This is a genomic window from Kitasatospora sp. NPDC056731 (assembly GCF_040687675.1).
Classification (GTDB): Bacteria; Actinomycetota; Actinomycetes; order Streptomycetales; family Streptomycetaceae; genus Kitasatospora.
The window spans coordinates 1-13,997 of sequence record NZ_JBFBNR010000065.1 but is presented as its reverse complement, the minus strand read 5'-3'; the positions used below and the strand labels follow the sequence as shown (position 1 = coordinate 13,997).

General features: G+C 70.8%; 12 protein-coding genes, 1 tRNA gene and 2 pseudogenes. 10 read left to right on the top strand and 5 right to left on the bottom strand.

What is annotated here, in order from left to right:
- Positions 1-22 precede the first annotated feature (22 nt).
- The 6 genes from AB0R04_RS36140 (at position 23) to AB0R04_RS36115 (ending at position 4,076) form a co-directional block, all read left to right on the top strand.
- Complete coding sequence (locus AB0R04_RS36140; RefSeq protein WP_363378057.1) at positions 23-181, top strand: FxLD family lanthipeptide; 159 nt, start codon at positions 23-25, stop codon at positions 179-181.
- Entirely contained in the window at positions 169-369 is a 201-nt protein-coding gene (locus AB0R04_RS36135; RefSeq protein ID WP_363378055.1) for a lantibiotic dehydratase C-terminal domain-containing protein, read from the top strand. The genes AB0R04_RS36140 and AB0R04_RS36135 overlap by 13 nt, the downstream gene beginning before the upstream one ends.
- Entirely contained in the window at positions 366-1,538 is a 1,173-nt protein-coding gene (locus AB0R04_RS36130; RefSeq protein WP_363378053.1) for a lanthionine synthetase C family protein, read from the top strand. Before AB0R04_RS36135 ends, AB0R04_RS36130 begins: the two co-directional genes overlap by 4 nt.
- A 26-nt stretch (positions 1,539-1,564) precedes the next feature.
- Complete coding sequence (locus tag AB0R04_RS36125) at positions 1,565-2,614, top strand: thiopeptide-type bacteriocin biosynthesis protein (protein ID WP_363378051.1); 1,050 nt, start codon at positions 1,565-1,567, stop codon at positions 2,612-2,614.
- A 176-nt stretch (positions 2,615-2,790) separates the two neighbouring features.
- A complete protein-coding gene (locus AB0R04_RS36120) occupies positions 2,791-2,928 on the top strand; it encodes a hypothetical protein (RefSeq protein WP_363378050.1) in 138 nt (45 codons plus the stop codon).
- Positions 2,925-4,076 (top strand): methyltransferase domain-containing protein, encoded by a 1,152-nt coding sequence (locus AB0R04_RS36115; protein WP_363378049.1) that lies wholly within the window; start codon positions 2,925-2,927, stop codon positions 4,074-4,076. Before AB0R04_RS36120 ends, AB0R04_RS36115 begins: the two co-directional genes overlap by 4 nt.
- Before the next feature lie 52 nt (positions 4,077-4,128).
- Here AB0R04_RS36115 and AB0R04_RS36110 read toward each other — a convergent pair whose 3' ends face one another.
- Positions 4,129-4,515 carry a hypothetical protein gene (locus AB0R04_RS36110; protein WP_363378047.1) on the bottom strand — a complete coding sequence of 129 codons (387 nt, stop codon included), beginning with the start codon at positions 4,513-4,515 and terminating at the stop codon, positions 4,129-4,131.
- Positions 4,516-4,902: 387 nt separating this feature from the next.
- Here AB0R04_RS36110 and AB0R04_RS36105 point away from each other — a divergent pair.
- Together AB0R04_RS36105 and AB0R04_RS36100 are read left to right on the top strand one after the other, a co-directional pair.
- A tRNA-Met gene (locus AB0R04_RS36105) sits at positions 4,903-4,979 on the top strand.
- A 347-nt stretch (positions 4,980-5,326) separates the two neighbouring features.
- Entirely contained in the window at positions 5,327-5,767 is a 441-nt protein-coding gene (locus AB0R04_RS36100) for a hypothetical protein (RefSeq protein ID WP_363378045.1), read from the top strand.
- Between the two features lie 617 nt (positions 5,768-6,384).
- Here AB0R04_RS36100 and AB0R04_RS36095 read toward each other — a convergent pair.
- From AB0R04_RS36095 to AB0R04_RS36085, 3 genes and pseudogenes are all read right to left on the bottom strand, one after another.
- Positions 6,385-6,914 (bottom strand): annotated as a pseudogene (locus tag AB0R04_RS36095) (molybdopterin cofactor-binding domain-containing protein); the annotation flags it as partial.
- 85 nt (positions 6,915-6,999) lie between these two features.
- A pseudogene (locus AB0R04_RS36090) lies at positions 7,000-7,254 on the bottom strand (xanthine dehydrogenase family protein molybdopterin-binding subunit); the annotation flags it as partial.
- A 185-nt stretch (positions 7,255-7,439) separates the two neighbouring features.
- Positions 7,440-8,498, bottom strand: a complete 1,059-nt coding sequence (locus tag AB0R04_RS36085; protein ID WP_363378043.1) for a helix-turn-helix domain-containing protein — start codon at positions 8,496-8,498, stop codon at positions 7,440-7,442.
- 110 nt (positions 8,499-8,608) lie between these two features.
- Here AB0R04_RS36085 and AB0R04_RS36080 point away from each other — a divergent pair, with 110 nt between their 5' ends.
- Positions 8,609-9,586 carry an alpha/beta hydrolase gene (locus AB0R04_RS36080; protein ID WP_363378042.1) on the top strand — a complete coding sequence of 326 codons (978 nt, stop codon included), beginning with the start codon at positions 8,609-8,611 and terminating at the stop codon, positions 9,584-9,586.
- 327 nt (positions 9,587-9,913) lie between these two features.
- Here the strand turns inward: AB0R04_RS36080 and AB0R04_RS36075 are convergent, their stop codons facing one another.
- On the bottom strand, positions 9,914-12,136 hold the full coding sequence (locus tag AB0R04_RS36075) for a helix-turn-helix domain-containing protein (RefSeq protein WP_363378040.1): 2,223 nt from the start codon (positions 12,134-12,136) through the stop codon (positions 9,914-9,916).
- 350 nt (positions 12,137-12,486) lie between these two features.
- On the opposite strand from AB0R04_RS36075, the gene AB0R04_RS36070 reads away from it, so the two are divergent.
- Complete coding sequence (locus AB0R04_RS36070) at positions 12,487-13,503, top strand: ribosome-inactivating family protein (RefSeq protein ID WP_363378039.1); 1,017 nt, start codon at positions 12,487-12,489, stop codon at positions 13,501-13,503.
- Positions 13,504-13,997: the final 494 nt, after the last annotated feature.

Sequence of the window (13,997 nt, the reverse complement as noted above, 5' to 3'; positions counted from 1 at the left end):
CAGATCCCCAAGGAGGACGCACATGGACACGCACATGGACATGGACACGGGCACCGGCTTCGAGCTGGACATCACCATCGTCGCGCAGGGCCCGGTCATCGGTGAGCTGATGAGCAGCACCGACGACGGCTGCGGCAAGACCTGCCAGTCCGCCTGTTCCAACAGCGGTTGCATCGCCTGACCCACTCCCGTACCAGGGCCGGGGCCCCGCACAGCCCCGACCCGGACTCCGTCCTCGCCTCGCTCCTGCACATGCACCACATCCGTGCCGCCGGGATCGACCAGGACAGCGAACGTGCCTGCCACCGTCTCGCCCGCGCCACCGCGCTCGCCCGCACCCACCGACACCGAGGACACCGCCCCCGATGACCCCCGCCACCGCCGCCGCACCGTGCGACCCCACCGACGCACACGCCGCCCAGTCCCTCGCCTCCGGCGCCGTCGGCATCACCCTGCTCCACGCCGAACGCGCCGCCCTCCACCACACCCGCTGGAACGCCGTCCACGACTGGCTGACCGGCATCTGCCGCCAAGCCCTCATCGGCTCCGACGACGCCGGCCTGTTCATCGGCGCACCCGCCCTCGCCTTCACCCTCCACACCGCCGCCGACGGCAGCGAGCGCTACACGAAGACGCTGCGCACCCTGGACGCGGCGGTCGACAGGCTCGTCCACCGCCGCCTGGAGCAGGCTCACGCCCGCATCGACTCCGGGGAGTTCACCCGCGCCGCCGAGTACGACCTGCTGTACGGGCTGACCGGCCTCGGCGCCTACCTGCTCAAGCGCGACCCGCGCGGCGACACCCTGCACGACGTCCTCGCCTACCTCGTCCGCCTCTCCGAACCGCTGCCCGGCACCGACCTGCCCGGCTGGTGGGTCCGCTACGACCCGGCCGGACGCACCTCCGCCGCCTTCCCCCACGGCCACGGCAACCTCGGCCTCGCCCACGGCATCACCGGACCCCTCGCCCTCCTCGCCCTCGCCAAACGTGCCGGAGCCCTCGTCGAAGGCCACACCGACGCCATCCTGGGCATCCTCCAGTGGCTCGACAACCTGCGGCAGAGCGGCCCGTCCGGGCCCTGGTGGCCGCAATGGGTCGCCGCCGACGAACACCGCCTCGGCGCAGTCCTCCAGTCCGGCCCGCCCCGGCCCAGTTGGTGTTACGGCGTCCCCGGCCAGGCCCGCGCCCAGCAACTCGCCGCCATCGCCCTCGGCGACGCCCACCGCAAGCGCGCCGCCGAGCACGCCCTGCTGCGCTGCATTACCGACCCCGCCCAGCTCGCCCAGATCAGCGACGCCGGACTGTGCCACGGAGCCGCCGGCCTCCTGCACACCGTCCATCGCGTCGCCCAGGACGCCACCAGCCCGGGCCAGTTCACCGCCCACGTGCCCGCCCTGCGCGCCCTCCTCCAGACCCAGGCCCCCGCCCGCGAACCCGGGCTGCTCGGCGGCACCACCGGAGTCCGCCTCGCACTGCACGCCACCGACCGCGGCGGCGCCCCCGCCACCGGCTGGGACGCCTGCCTCCTCCTGTCCTGACCACCACCGCACTGAGAAGCCGCCCCATGGTTCACCCCACCGCACACCCCCGACTGGAACGGTCGATCCTGGCCGTCCTCACCGGTACCAACGTCGCCGAAGCGGCCACTGGCGCCGGTATCCCCGCCGCCGACCTCGCCGTGGCGGCCGAGACCTACCGCCGCGCCGGGCGCTGCGCCATCGCGGCCCCGCCCGACACCTGGGTCCACGTCACCATCCAGCCCACCGACTGGCCCGGTGCCGAGACGCAGATCGCCCTTCGCCTCGCCCCTGCCCTGCGCCATGCCGAGACCCGGGGCAGAGTCACCATGTGGTGGTACGTCCGCAAACACCCCTACTGGCGACTGCGACTTCACCCCGGACCGGACAACAACCCGGCGACGCTACGGGTCAGTCTGGCCTTGCTCCTCGACCAACTCCAGGGCGAAGGGGCGATCGTCGCCTGGTCGCACGGCAGCTACGAACCCGAGACTGCCGCCCTCGGCGGCCCCCTGGGCGTCGATGCCGCCCACGCCCTCTTCCACACCGACAGCCGCGCCATCCTGCTCGAAGCCCTCCGGACCCACCACGGCCAGCCGGCCGCCCCGCCGATCGGGCGCCGCGAACTGTCCATCCTGATGTGCAGCGCGATGCTGCGCGCCGCCGGCCAGGAGTGGACCGAACAAGGTGACGTCTGGGCGCGGGTCGCAGCGATGCGCCCGGGCGCGGCCGAACCGGGCACCGAATCAGCACCCGCGGTCGCCGACAAGATCGGCGTGCTGCTGGCCGCCGATACGATCGCCATGACCGAACCCGGCCAGGCCCTCGATATGGCAGCGGACCGCATCCACGCCTTCGCATACGCGGGCAGCGAACTCGCCGACACTGCACACCACGGAGGACTCACCCGCGGGCTGCGCGCCGTCCTCGCGCACATGGTCGTCTTCCACTGGAACCGCGCAGGAGTATCCACGGCAGACCAAGCGGTCCTCGCCCGCGCGGCCCGCAGCCACATCCTCGGAGCCCCCGCGCACATCCCTCCCGACCTCACCCATGGAACAGCCGACCAGCCGTTCCCAGCACAAGCGAGCCGATGAACCCTGCGCGTAGGGCAGGGGTTCGACTATCAAACTCCCATCCCGGGCTGCTGGTTGAGGTCCATCCCGCCCGGGGCGGAGTATTACCCCTGCCGCACGGCAGGTACTTGCCGCGCCCCCGGGCGCAGCGGGAACAGCACCGCCCCTACAAGCCGAACAGAGAAAGGACGCTGACCATGGGAGACGAGAACAAGGGTGGACCGAACGACGGCAAGAGCGGCGGGCACGCCAAGCCCGGCTCGCCGGCCATCGGCCCGAACCCCTCGAAGGACGGCCAGCAGCCGACCCCGGCACCGAAGCACAAGAAGAGTTGACCCCCGAACAGCAGCGGGCCGCACTGGTGGCGTCGCTCACCGACGCCGGTTCCCTGCCCCCCGGATGGGCACCGGCCGTGGCGGCCGTGCCGCGACACGTGTTCCTCCCCGACACCATCTGGGCGGACGAGGACGGCGGCGACACCGAGTGCAGCCGGACCAAGGAACCCGAGCGGTGGATGCGGCTCGCCTACAGCGACCTGCCGATCGTCACGCAGTGGGACGACGGTGCCGAGGACGGCGACCACCGTACTCCCACGTCGTCGGCATCCATGCCCACCATGCTGGCCGAGATGCTGTCCGACCTGGACGCGACCCCCGGGCACCGGGTGCTCGAAATCGGGACGGGCACCGGCTACAACGCGGCGTTGTTGGCGCATCGTCTGGGCGCAGAGATGGTGTCCACCGTCGAGGTGGACGCGCAGGTCACCGCGCAAGCCCGCGCCGCACTTCGCAGTGCCGGCTACGCCCCCGAAGTCGTGTGCGGGGACGGCTCGCTCGGGTGGGTCGTACGTGCCCCGTACGACCGGATCATCTCCACCGTGTCCCTGCGGGACGTCCCGCCCGCCTGGGTAGCTCAGACCCGGCCGGGCGGGGTGATCGTCAGCCCCGTCTCACCGCTGCTGGGCGGCGGGGCGATCGTGCGGCTCACGGTGGGCGACGACGGGACGGCAAGTGGTCCGTTCACCCGATCGGCGGCGTTCATGGTGCTGCGCCAGCAGCGCTACCAGGGCACTCCGGTGGACGACTACCTGCCCGGTGAGTGGCCGGGCGACTCCGCGCAGTCCTGGACGAGCCTCGACCCCGAAGCCATCGGGGGCGACTGGCTTGCGCAGTTCGCCTGCGCCCTCGCCCTGCCGGACGTGTACTACCGGCGCAACGAGTTCGGTGACGGCGGCTGGACGTGGTGGCTGTTCGACACGGCCGTCACGTCCTGGGCAACGGTCGACTCCGTGCCCGGGGAATCCCGGTTCGAGGTCCGCCAGTCCGGACCCCGGCAACTGTGGGACGAGACGGAGGCCGCCTACACCCAGTGGACGGCCGCCGGACGCCCCGGCTACGAGCGGTACGGACTCACGGTGACACCTGCCGGACAGACGGCTTGGTTGGACAAGCCCGGCAATCCCCTCCCGGGGCACCGCAAGTAGAGCGGTAGCCGCGTTCCTGCTCGCGCAGAGCGGGAATCGGCTCCAGGTCGGGTCAGCAGTTCGGAACGGGGTCGGTCTCGCTGGTGATGGCGGTGTCCTTCATGAAGCCGAGCTGGCCGTTGTCGGCGACGGTCATCAGCCAGCGGGTCGGGTGCGGCCCGCCGACCCAGGCCTGGTTGTCCTCCTTGCAGTAGAACCAGCTGGGGTCGGAGTTCATGTAGCCGACGACGGTGTCGGGGTCCGGATAGATGTGGTTGTTGCCGACCACGCCGTACACGGGGGAGCCGGGTACGTTGTGGCAGTACCACCGGTTGCTCTCCCCGGGCCAGCAGTTGTCGGCCGCCGAGGCGGACGGCGCGGCCACGACGCCCAGGCTGACGGCGAGGGCGGTGGCGGCAGCGGCGGCGGTGATCCTGGCGGCATGCACGGTGCTGAACATGTCTCACTCCTGGAGTTGTGCCTGCGAGTCGGCCCGGACCGCAGCATGCCCAACAGTCCAGACATGTCACACATTCGATACGATCAATAACGCAAAGTAGCTGATTCTCAAGGGTTCGTGGCCGAACGTCTTCGATCGCACGCACGGACGTCGGGGCGGGTGTTCGCCCCTGCCGCATCACCCGTCGACGACGTCAGCCGCTGGCCCCCGCCCCTCGACCCCCGCTCCTGGGGCGGGCGTACAGCCGGGCGGCGGCAAGGCGGGTGGCCCGAGTGACCCCCGTCGGGCCCCGCGAGGGACTGCCCGGCGAGGGCGGCCCTGCGGAAGCGGCCGCCGGGTAACCGATTAGGTGATCGCCGCCTGGTGCCGTACGGTCGGTACTACCGACGCGGGGTGGAGCAGCTCGGTAGCTCGCTGGGCTCATAACCCAGAGGTCGCAGGTTCAAATCCTGTCCCCGCTACCACGAACGCCGAAGGGGCGGACGCGCACTGCGCGTCCGCCCCTTCGGCGTTCTTCGCCTCGTCGACTCGGCCGCCCGCCGACAACGCCGATCTCCCGGATTCCCACTCGTTCTCGTTCGTGCCGTCGGATCCTCTTTCATGGCGATCCGTCGTGGCTGGAGCGTGATCATGTGATCCTCTTGGACTTCGATGTGCTGGGAGAGGATCCCTTCGGCGACCCATACCGTCCGTCTGACGCATGAGGCGAGCTGGCGACCTACCCCGAAGCCGCTTACGGGCAGCCGATCACACTGGTGACACCCTTGCCGGTGAGCAGGTAGTTTGCGGGACGACAGAGAGAAGAGTTCGCATGGACTCCCGGATCGCCCGCATCCGACGCAAGCTGGCCAAGGTGCCCTATGCCGCGCTGCGAAGCCGCTCCTTCGGTGAAGAGAAGCACGGGTTCCGCCTCGACCCCCCGCTGCTGGATACGAAGGTCGCCGAGTTTGAGGGCGACCACCACGTCGAACTGCCTGATCCCTACCGCGGCTTCCTGACCACACTGGGCGGGGGTGGCGCCTCGCCTTTCTACGGCCTGCTGCCGTTGCCGTCATGTCGGCTGTTCGCGATGGACCCCCGAGGCGAGCCCGGCCGCCCTCGGGGGTTCACGTTCGCCGGCGACCCGTCTCACAGAAGTGACCTTTTCCTGCACATCATCGAGGCAGGGTGCACCTCACCCGCCCTGCGAGCTCCGGTCGACCGCGTCCTGAGGCAGCACCGGAACCGCGCCGGAAGGGGCCATGTCGCGTAGAACGCCAGCATCACTTCGATCGCGCCAACGATCATGGAGTCGTCCATGGGTGCGCTACCGCGATGTCCCGCGCGTGTCAGGACCCGCAAACGCTGCCATACGCTGCCTGGAGCGCGATCGACTGATTCCCGGCATCGTCGCCACGGCCGTGAGCGTGTGGTCCGCCCGAGTCCACGGGACGAAGCGACGTTGGCAGCCATGGGAGGCCGAATTCACCTGCCTCTGCTGCGGCGAAGGCTGGGCCCGCGACAAGCTCGAAGAGGTCATCTTCATGCTTCCTCCTCGAGCCGCAGGCGAATTACGAGCACGGGTCGACGATCTGGACGCGGTGTTGCTGCGGCGGACCCACCATGAACCACGGACAGCTTCCGAACTGGCCTGGTGGCACTGCGGGTTCTGATCACAGGAGCTTGCGCTTGTCGCTTCTGGAGAATGCCGTCTTCAATGAGGTCCTCGCGGTTGGCGATCCGGCAGATCCCATCCTGATCAGGCACGCCACCAGATCGCAGCACCACGGAGAACGGCGGCTTCCGACAGGTGCCCCCGCAAGCGACTTCGCCCGCCCGGCCGGAGACGGCGGGGCGGGCGAAGTCGGGCCACGGAGGGCTGGCGTCGGGTCAGCGGCCGATCAGGGACTCGGGCCGGATGGGCAGTTTGCGGACCCGGGTGCCGGTGGCGTGGTGCACGGCGTTGCTGATCGCCGCCGCCGTCCCCACGATGCCGAGTTCGCCGATCCCCTTGGAGCCCATCGGGTTGAGGTGGGGGCGGGGTCGTCGATCCAGTGCGCGTCGACCGCGGTGACGTCGGCGTGCGCGGCGACGTGGTAGGCGGCCAGGTCGCGCTCGACGTGCCCGCCGAAGGACGGGTCGGTGGTGCTGTGCTCCAGCAGGGCCATCGACAGTCCCATGATCATCGCGCCGGTCAGCTGGCTCCGCGCGGCCGGCGGGTTGATGACGCGTCCGGCCGCGAACACCCCGAGCAGGCGGCGCACCCGCACCTCGGCGGTGTCCTGATCGACCTGGACCTCGGCGAACTGCGCGCCGAAGGCGTGCCGCGCGAACTCCTGGCCGGTGCTCCCCACCTCCTCGGCGGTGTCGGCGTGTCGGGTCAGCCCGCCGGCGGGCGGCTGCCCGCCGTGCTCGGCCAGCTCCGTGCGCAGCTCCTCGCAGGCCCGGGTGGTCGGCGGTCAGCAGGACGTCGTGCGGCTCCCGGGTGCAGCCGATCCGCAGCGCGCGGGCGCCGGCCCGGGCGGCCTCCGGGGTCTCGGCGACCACCAGTGCGACCGGCTGCCCGTGATGGGCGATCCGCGGGGACTGGAGCACGGCCGGCGTCGGGTCGTCGGTCGGGGCCAGCCGTTCGGCGTTGCGGTGGGTGATCACCGCGAGGACGGCCGGGTCGGCGAGAGCGTCGGCGTCCACCATGCCGCGCGAGAGTGCGGCGGTGACGAGCCAGGCGTAGGCGGTGCCGGCCGGGTGGTGGTCGGCCGCGTAACTGTGCCGAGTCGAGGTAGTTGGCGGACTGCGTCGTGTTCGATGATGAGGGCAGCTGGGCGGCCAGGCGGAAGGGCGATTTCACGTTTGAGTTGATCGCCACGGTCCGAGAGTATCTAGCCGAGATCGCGCTCACGGTCTTCAACGTGGGCGCCCCGAGGACTGCCACTGCTGCTCGGCGGCTAGGGAAGGGGACCGTTGAGGTTGAGTCGGTGGAGGGCCAGGGCAAGGTGGAGGCGTGTGCGTCCTTGCGGGGTGTCGGGGGCGAACCCGAGAGCAGCGGTCAGCTTGGGTAGGCGCGCCTGGAGTGTGGAGTGGTGCAGATGCAACGCGGTGGCCGCCTGGCGGAGGCTGTCGTGGGCTTCGAGGGCGGCCAGGGTTTCCAGTGCGCCGGTGCCGGCTCTTTCTGCCGCGCGTAGCGCGCGCACATCCTCGATCAACGCGTTGTGCGGGGAGACGTGCTCGGCCACGAGGGCCAGGCCGCCTAGGGCGTCGTAGTCGAGGTGGCGCGGACCGTGGACCTCGGCTGTCAACCGCAACGCCGTCAGCGCTCCGTGCCATGATCGCGGCAGCCCACTGATTTCCACGGCGGGGCCCAGCCCGGCTCTTGGCCCGTGCTCAGTCCCGATGCTGGGTCCAAGGCTTGCGGTGGGCTCGGTCGTGGCGTCGACGACGATGGCGGCGGTCACGCGTCCGAGGCGAGTGCTCCACCGGTTGATCGTTGGATCATCCGGGTTTCCCAGCAGGGCCGCGACCCTGAATCTCGCCGCGGGAAGGGCGAGTCTGCGCACGGCCTGCGCGCGGGCTGCGGCTGTGGCCTCGGGTGAGAGCAGCACTTCCACGCTGGCCGGGTCGTGTGTGGCGGCCCGGCCGCGGGTTCGGTCCAAGACGATGCCCGCCCCGGCCGCGAGGCGTTCGAGAACGATGGCGTCGGTGGGCAGCGGCATGCCGGTGCGTTCGATCCAGACCCGGCCTGCGGTCGTACCGCGTAGTGCGGTGCCGGGCCAGGAGGGAACGTGTGCCGCCGGTTCCAGCCGGTGGCCGTCGGGATGGATGCGCACCAGGACGTGCCGGTCGGGATCGGCCAGCCCTGCCGTGCAGCCCGAGAGGATGGCCCCGGCCCTGACGAAGGCATCGAGGCCGGCCCGCTGCTCGACGAGGGTGTCGAAGTAGGCGATGGCGCGCACCGCGTCCCCGGCGGCGGGATCCAGTGCCGAGAGCCGTTGGAGCAGTTCTTCCACCAGTGGATCATATCCGCCATATGGCGGATGACATGAGCCATCCGGCGGTGGATCGGGCGGCGACCGGCCAGGACACTGGGGCGGCGAACCGCTGAAGGAAGGACCCGAGTATGTACTCCCGACCACCGTTCGACCCCGAGTTGGCCGCAATCCTGGCCACCTATCCGCAAGAGGTGCGAGAACTCGGCTGGCTCGGGCCGGCCGATATCCCCGCCTACCGAGAGATGAACGCGACGGTGCCCGGCGGGGCCGACGCGGCCGCGCTGCGCCGGGGCGGGGCCGTCGAGATCGAGGAACGTACGGTGCCCGGTCCCGCCGGGGCGCCGGAGATCTCGCTGCTCATCATGCGTCCTACCCGCGGCGCAGGCTCACGCCCGTGCATCTACCACACCCACGGTGGCGGCATGATCTCCGGCAACAAGTGGGAGCTCTCCCACGTACTCGCCGAGTGGGTGGATGTCCTCGGCATCGTCGGGATCTCGGTGGAGTACCGGCTGGCTCCCGAGCATCCCCATCCCGCACCCGTCGAGGACTGCTATGCCGGGCTGGCGTGGGTCGCGGCCAACGCCGACGAATTGTCCATCGACCCCGAACGGCTGATCATCTGGGGCACGAGCGCGGGCGGTGGACTGGCAGCAGCGACGGCGCTGCTGGCTCGGGACCGCGGCGGCCCGGCCCTGGCCCACCAGATGCTGCAGGCGCCGATGCTCGACGACCGCTGCCAGACCCCGTCCAGCCAGGAACTCGACGGCGAGGGATTCTGGGACCGCCGGGCCAACCTGACGGCATGGACCTGCCTGCTCGGGCAGGCCAGGGGCGGGCCCGAGGTCTCGCCCTACGCGGCTCCGGCCCGCGCGGCAGACCTGAGCGGGCTGCCCGCCACCTACATCGACACCGGCCAGGTCGACACCTTCCGGGACGAGTCCATCGACTACGCCGCGCGGCTGTCCCGGTCCGGAGTCCCGGTCGAGTTGCACGTGTGGCCGGGGGCCTGGCATGCCTTCGCCACCGCCGCGCCGCAGGCGGCCATCTCGCAACTCGCCATCGCGGCCAGAACGGCCTATCTCAAGCGCGTCCTGGACTACTGATCCGAAAATGACAGCGGATTGACTCGTCAACAGGCGTGGCGGGGCACCGGTGCAGCGGCGCGGTGGCGCCGCACCGGTTCTCTGCGCGAACTCGGGAGCGAGCCGGACGTGCCCACTTCGTTTTTCGACCACCCCTATGAACCCCGGGGTCCACGCAAGCTGACCCAGCCCCGGAAAATGCCGGGTCCGGCGAGAATCGCCTCTCCGGCGTCTCAGCCGAGCTGACGAACCACAGGTCAGCGCACCGCTTCCAACCATGATCAATGAGACCGTGCCCGCGCGCTCGGGTGCGGCGGGGGCTTCGCCGGTGCGAGGGTGTGCCGGGGTTCAGGTCCGTGTGGTGAGTCGGGCGAGTGCCGTGTCGTACCGTGCCTGGACTTCCGTGTCGGGTGTTGCGCGCAGCAGTGCGGTGAGTGCCCGTACCGCACCGTCGTCGTAGCCGGCGGACTCCGCCTCCCGCGCGGCGAGGTCGAGTTGGGTGATGCCCTCGGTGTGGTTGCCGAGTCCCAGCAGTGCTTCTCCCTTGATGGTGAGCAGCAGGACGTGGGGGATGTCGGTGGTGTCCGGTTGGTTGCCGAGGGCCAGGGCGTGGGTCGCGGTGGTGAGGGCCCGGTGCCAGTGTCCGGCATCGGTTTGGTGGCGGGCGAGGTGCTGCATCGCCAGCCGTTCCATCCTCTGGTCGCCGGTCTCGCGTGCCAGCTCGACCGCGCGTTCGCAGCTCCTCGCGGCCTGGTCCAGGTCGTTGAGGGAGGCTTGGACCATGGCCAGCACGATCAAGGCGTTGGCCTCGGCGAACGCGTCACCGGCGCGGGCGGCGAGCGCGGAGGCCGCTTCCAGGTGGACGAGTGCCTCCGGGGTGCGCCCTTCCTCGGTCAGGACCCAGCCGAGGACGTTGAGCACCCGGGCCTCGCCGTGCTCGTCGGCGTTGGCGCGCGTGGCTGTGAGGGCGGTCTCCAGGAGCGGTACCCAGCCGTCGCGGACGCGCCACACGATCAGTGGCCACATCGTCATGACGATGCGCCAGGTCCTGTCGTGCAGTGCGGCGGCGTGCGCCGCGGCGACCGCCTGGGTGAGGTTGTTGCGCTCGGCGGCGTACCAGGCCACGGCGGCGGACCGGTCGCCGAACTCCCGCACGGCGGCCGGCGGCAGGAAGTCCGCCGGAAGTGGAAAGCAGTCCTCCGTGCCGGGCTCGGCCGCCGCGACGGCGCCGGTGGCGGTGGTGATGTAGTGGTCGAGGACGCGCTTGAGCGTGTCGGGCTGGGCGTCCAGGCCGCGGGCGTAGAGCCGCACGAGGTCGTGCATCGTCCACCGGCCGGGTGCCGTCTCGGTGAGCAGGTGCGCGACGGCCAGGCGCTCCAGGGCGCTCTCGGCGGTGGCGGGGTCGGTGTTGGCCAGGGCAGCCGCCGCGTAGCGGTCGACGTGCGTGCCCGGGTGGCGGCCGAGGGCGGCGAACAGGCGGGCGACGTGCGCCGGGAGTTGTCGCAGGGTCAGGCGCAGCGCGGCCCGCACGCCGGTGTCCTCCAGGTCCAGCAAGCTCAACCGCCGTGTCTCGTCGGACAGTTCGGCAGCCATCGTTCCCAGGGACCAGTCGGGTCGCCCTGCCAGACGGGCTGCTGCCACCCGCAGGGCCAGCGGCAGCCCGCCGCACAGCTCGGCGAGCCGGAGCGCGGCGGCCGGCTCGGCGTGGACCCGTTCGGTGCCGAGGATCCGGGCCAGGAGCACGGTGGCGTCCTGGGGGGCGAGGACGTCCACGGCGACGGGCCGGGCGGTGTCGGTGACGATCAGTCCCGGCAGCCGGTGCCTGCTGGTGACGACGGTGACGCAGCGGTCGCCGCCGGGCAGGAGCGGCCTGACCTGTTCGGAGTCACGCGCGTTGTCCAGGACGACGAGGAGTTGGCGGTTGGCGGCCAGGGAGCGGAAGAGTGCGGCCGCGCCGTTGGCCGACTCCGGTATTCGCTCCTGCGGCACGCCCAGGGCCAGCAGGAACTCGCGCAGGACCTCGACGGCGGCCGGCTCGCCGGTGTCACTGAAGCCGCGCAGGTCGGCGTAGAGGCGCCCGTCGGTGAGTCCGGCGGGGTCGTGGTGGGCCCAGTGCAGGACGAGGGCGGTCTTCCCGACCCCGGCGGGCCCGATGACCAGGCAGACCGGGGCCTCGCCCGCCGTGGCCCGGGTCAGGGCGGCGAGCTCAGAGGCCCGTCCGTGAAAGGCGCGCGGTGCGCGCGGCAGCAGATCGGGCGTGCTCGTGTTCAGGGTGGCCTCCGGTGCGGCGGCGGGCGGCGGGGCGTCCGCCGTGCGGGCGGGGCGGGGCCGGCCCAGGCTCGCGGCCTCCTCCAGCTCCCGGGCGTCGGCCGCGTCCAGGCCCAGGGCCTTCGCCAGGGCCTGGACGGTGCGGCGCTGCGGCCCCCGGGAGCGGCCCTGCTCCAGATAGGACAGGGTACGTACGCTCACCCCCGCGGCGTGCGCCAGGTCTTCCTGGCTGAGCCCCGCCCTGCGGCGTAGACCGAACAGCAGCGTGCCGAAGGAACGGTCCGCCGGTGCGTACGAGGCCATGCTGAAGCTCTTCCCGTGTTCGACGTGGCCCCGCCGAACGCCGAACCCCAACCCGCAAAAGTATGCGGTACATACTTTTGCGGGCGAAATTGCATGGTTTGCGCCCGCCCGCCCAGGTTGGATCTAGACCTGAGGAAGACGACCCCGGGAGCCAAACCGGGGAGTACTGCCCCTTCGCCGAGCCCTCGTCCCGCCGGGACCTGAAAGGCCCGGTGAGCGGGTAGCCGGTCGCTTCCCCGCTGTCCGTCCCGCGAGGACGCGCTGCCCCGATGCAGCGGCAGGCGCTCTCGCGGGCTCCTCGCCGCGCGCCACCACACCTGCGCGGAAGAGCTTTCAGGGAGTACCACCCGATGTACCTGCATCCGACGTCCACCATGCGCCGAGCCGGAAGGCGGCTGGCGGTGCTGCTGCTGGCCATGGCCGCCGCCTGCGGCCTGGTGAACGGCTTCGCCGCGCCCCACGCTGACGCCAACACCACCCAGCGGTGGACCGACATCGACTGGGACATGACGGGCTACGACTCCGCTGCGCGCCCCAGCTCGGCCGCCGCCAATCAGTCCGGGGAATACCAGCGTGTGGTGGACCGGATGCGCGAAATCGCCGGCCAGCCGATGGCAGGCCTCCCGAACGCCCCCTACTTCTCGGACACGACGGTCCGCGGGCGTGAAACCGCCACCAACCGCGTCATCCGGGTGCTGGTGTGGTCCAACGCTGTTACCCCCAGCAACCCCAGGGGCGAGCGGCGGGCCGATGTCGCGCTGTACTTCTCCGTCGACAACCTGTACTTCATGGGCTTCTCCTCCCACGGCCTCCACTACCGTCTCAACGCCCCCTACACCTTGCGCCTGGCGGAGGAGATGCGGGTCCGCTTCAACATGCCGACCGCTCCCTTGCTCAACACCATCAGCTCCGACGGGGGCTACGCGTCGCTGGCCGCGAACCCGACGTGGCGCGGTGACCAGCCGTACACGGCGAGCAACTTCCTGACGCACCTGAGTGCCCTGGACACCGCCACCTCGGCGAACAGGAACTCCAACGCAGTGCTTCGGGCCATGGCCTACTTCATCGGCGCCACCTCCGAGGCGGCCCGCTTCGGCTGGATCGAGAATCGCATTGCCAGCGTTCTCATCTACAACGGGGACCCGACCGAGACGTCCCGCCCGGCAAACATCGGCCGGTTCGGCACGGACCTGGAGAACAACTGGGACACCCTGTCCACGGTGGCTCACCGGAGCGCACGGGGACAGAACACCACCGCCGTGAACATCGACGGGCGCCAGTACGCGGACTGGGAGGACATCTACGGCGGCGAAACCGCCAACCCCATCATCGTCCCCTTCCTCGCCATCCAGGGCAGCGGCCTCTGACCCACCGCAACGCCACGGCGGCCGGGGCCCGATCCATTACGGACCGGGCCCCGGCCGCCGGCGGACTCCGGCGATCCGGGCCACGCAGGCCGCGGAGGCGGTGGTGGCGAGGTTGCGCAGCTGCCCGGACGCGCGCGCCTGCACGGTCCCGGGCCGGGTATTTGCCTTGGGCGCCGAGTAGGGGTACTGTCAGCCAGTCGCTCGGCAGGGAGCACCGGACACGCATCTGCGCGGACGGTCCCGCGGTGGCCAATCCTTTCGAAACACCACTTCCCGGTTCGGGCTGGGTCGCGTCTTGTCGTGGCTTGGTTCTTATTCGGCGTGTTTGTTTTATTGGATTGCGGCCGATTCGCTTTTCGGAGCAGGGATCGGCTAGAGTTTGAAACGTCGGACGGGGCGTCAAGCCGCAGAAGACACCAGCAAGTTGGATGAACGAAGCGCCGGAAACGGAGCGGAAAACATCTGGTAAGCTGGGAACACGAAAGAACGAAGCG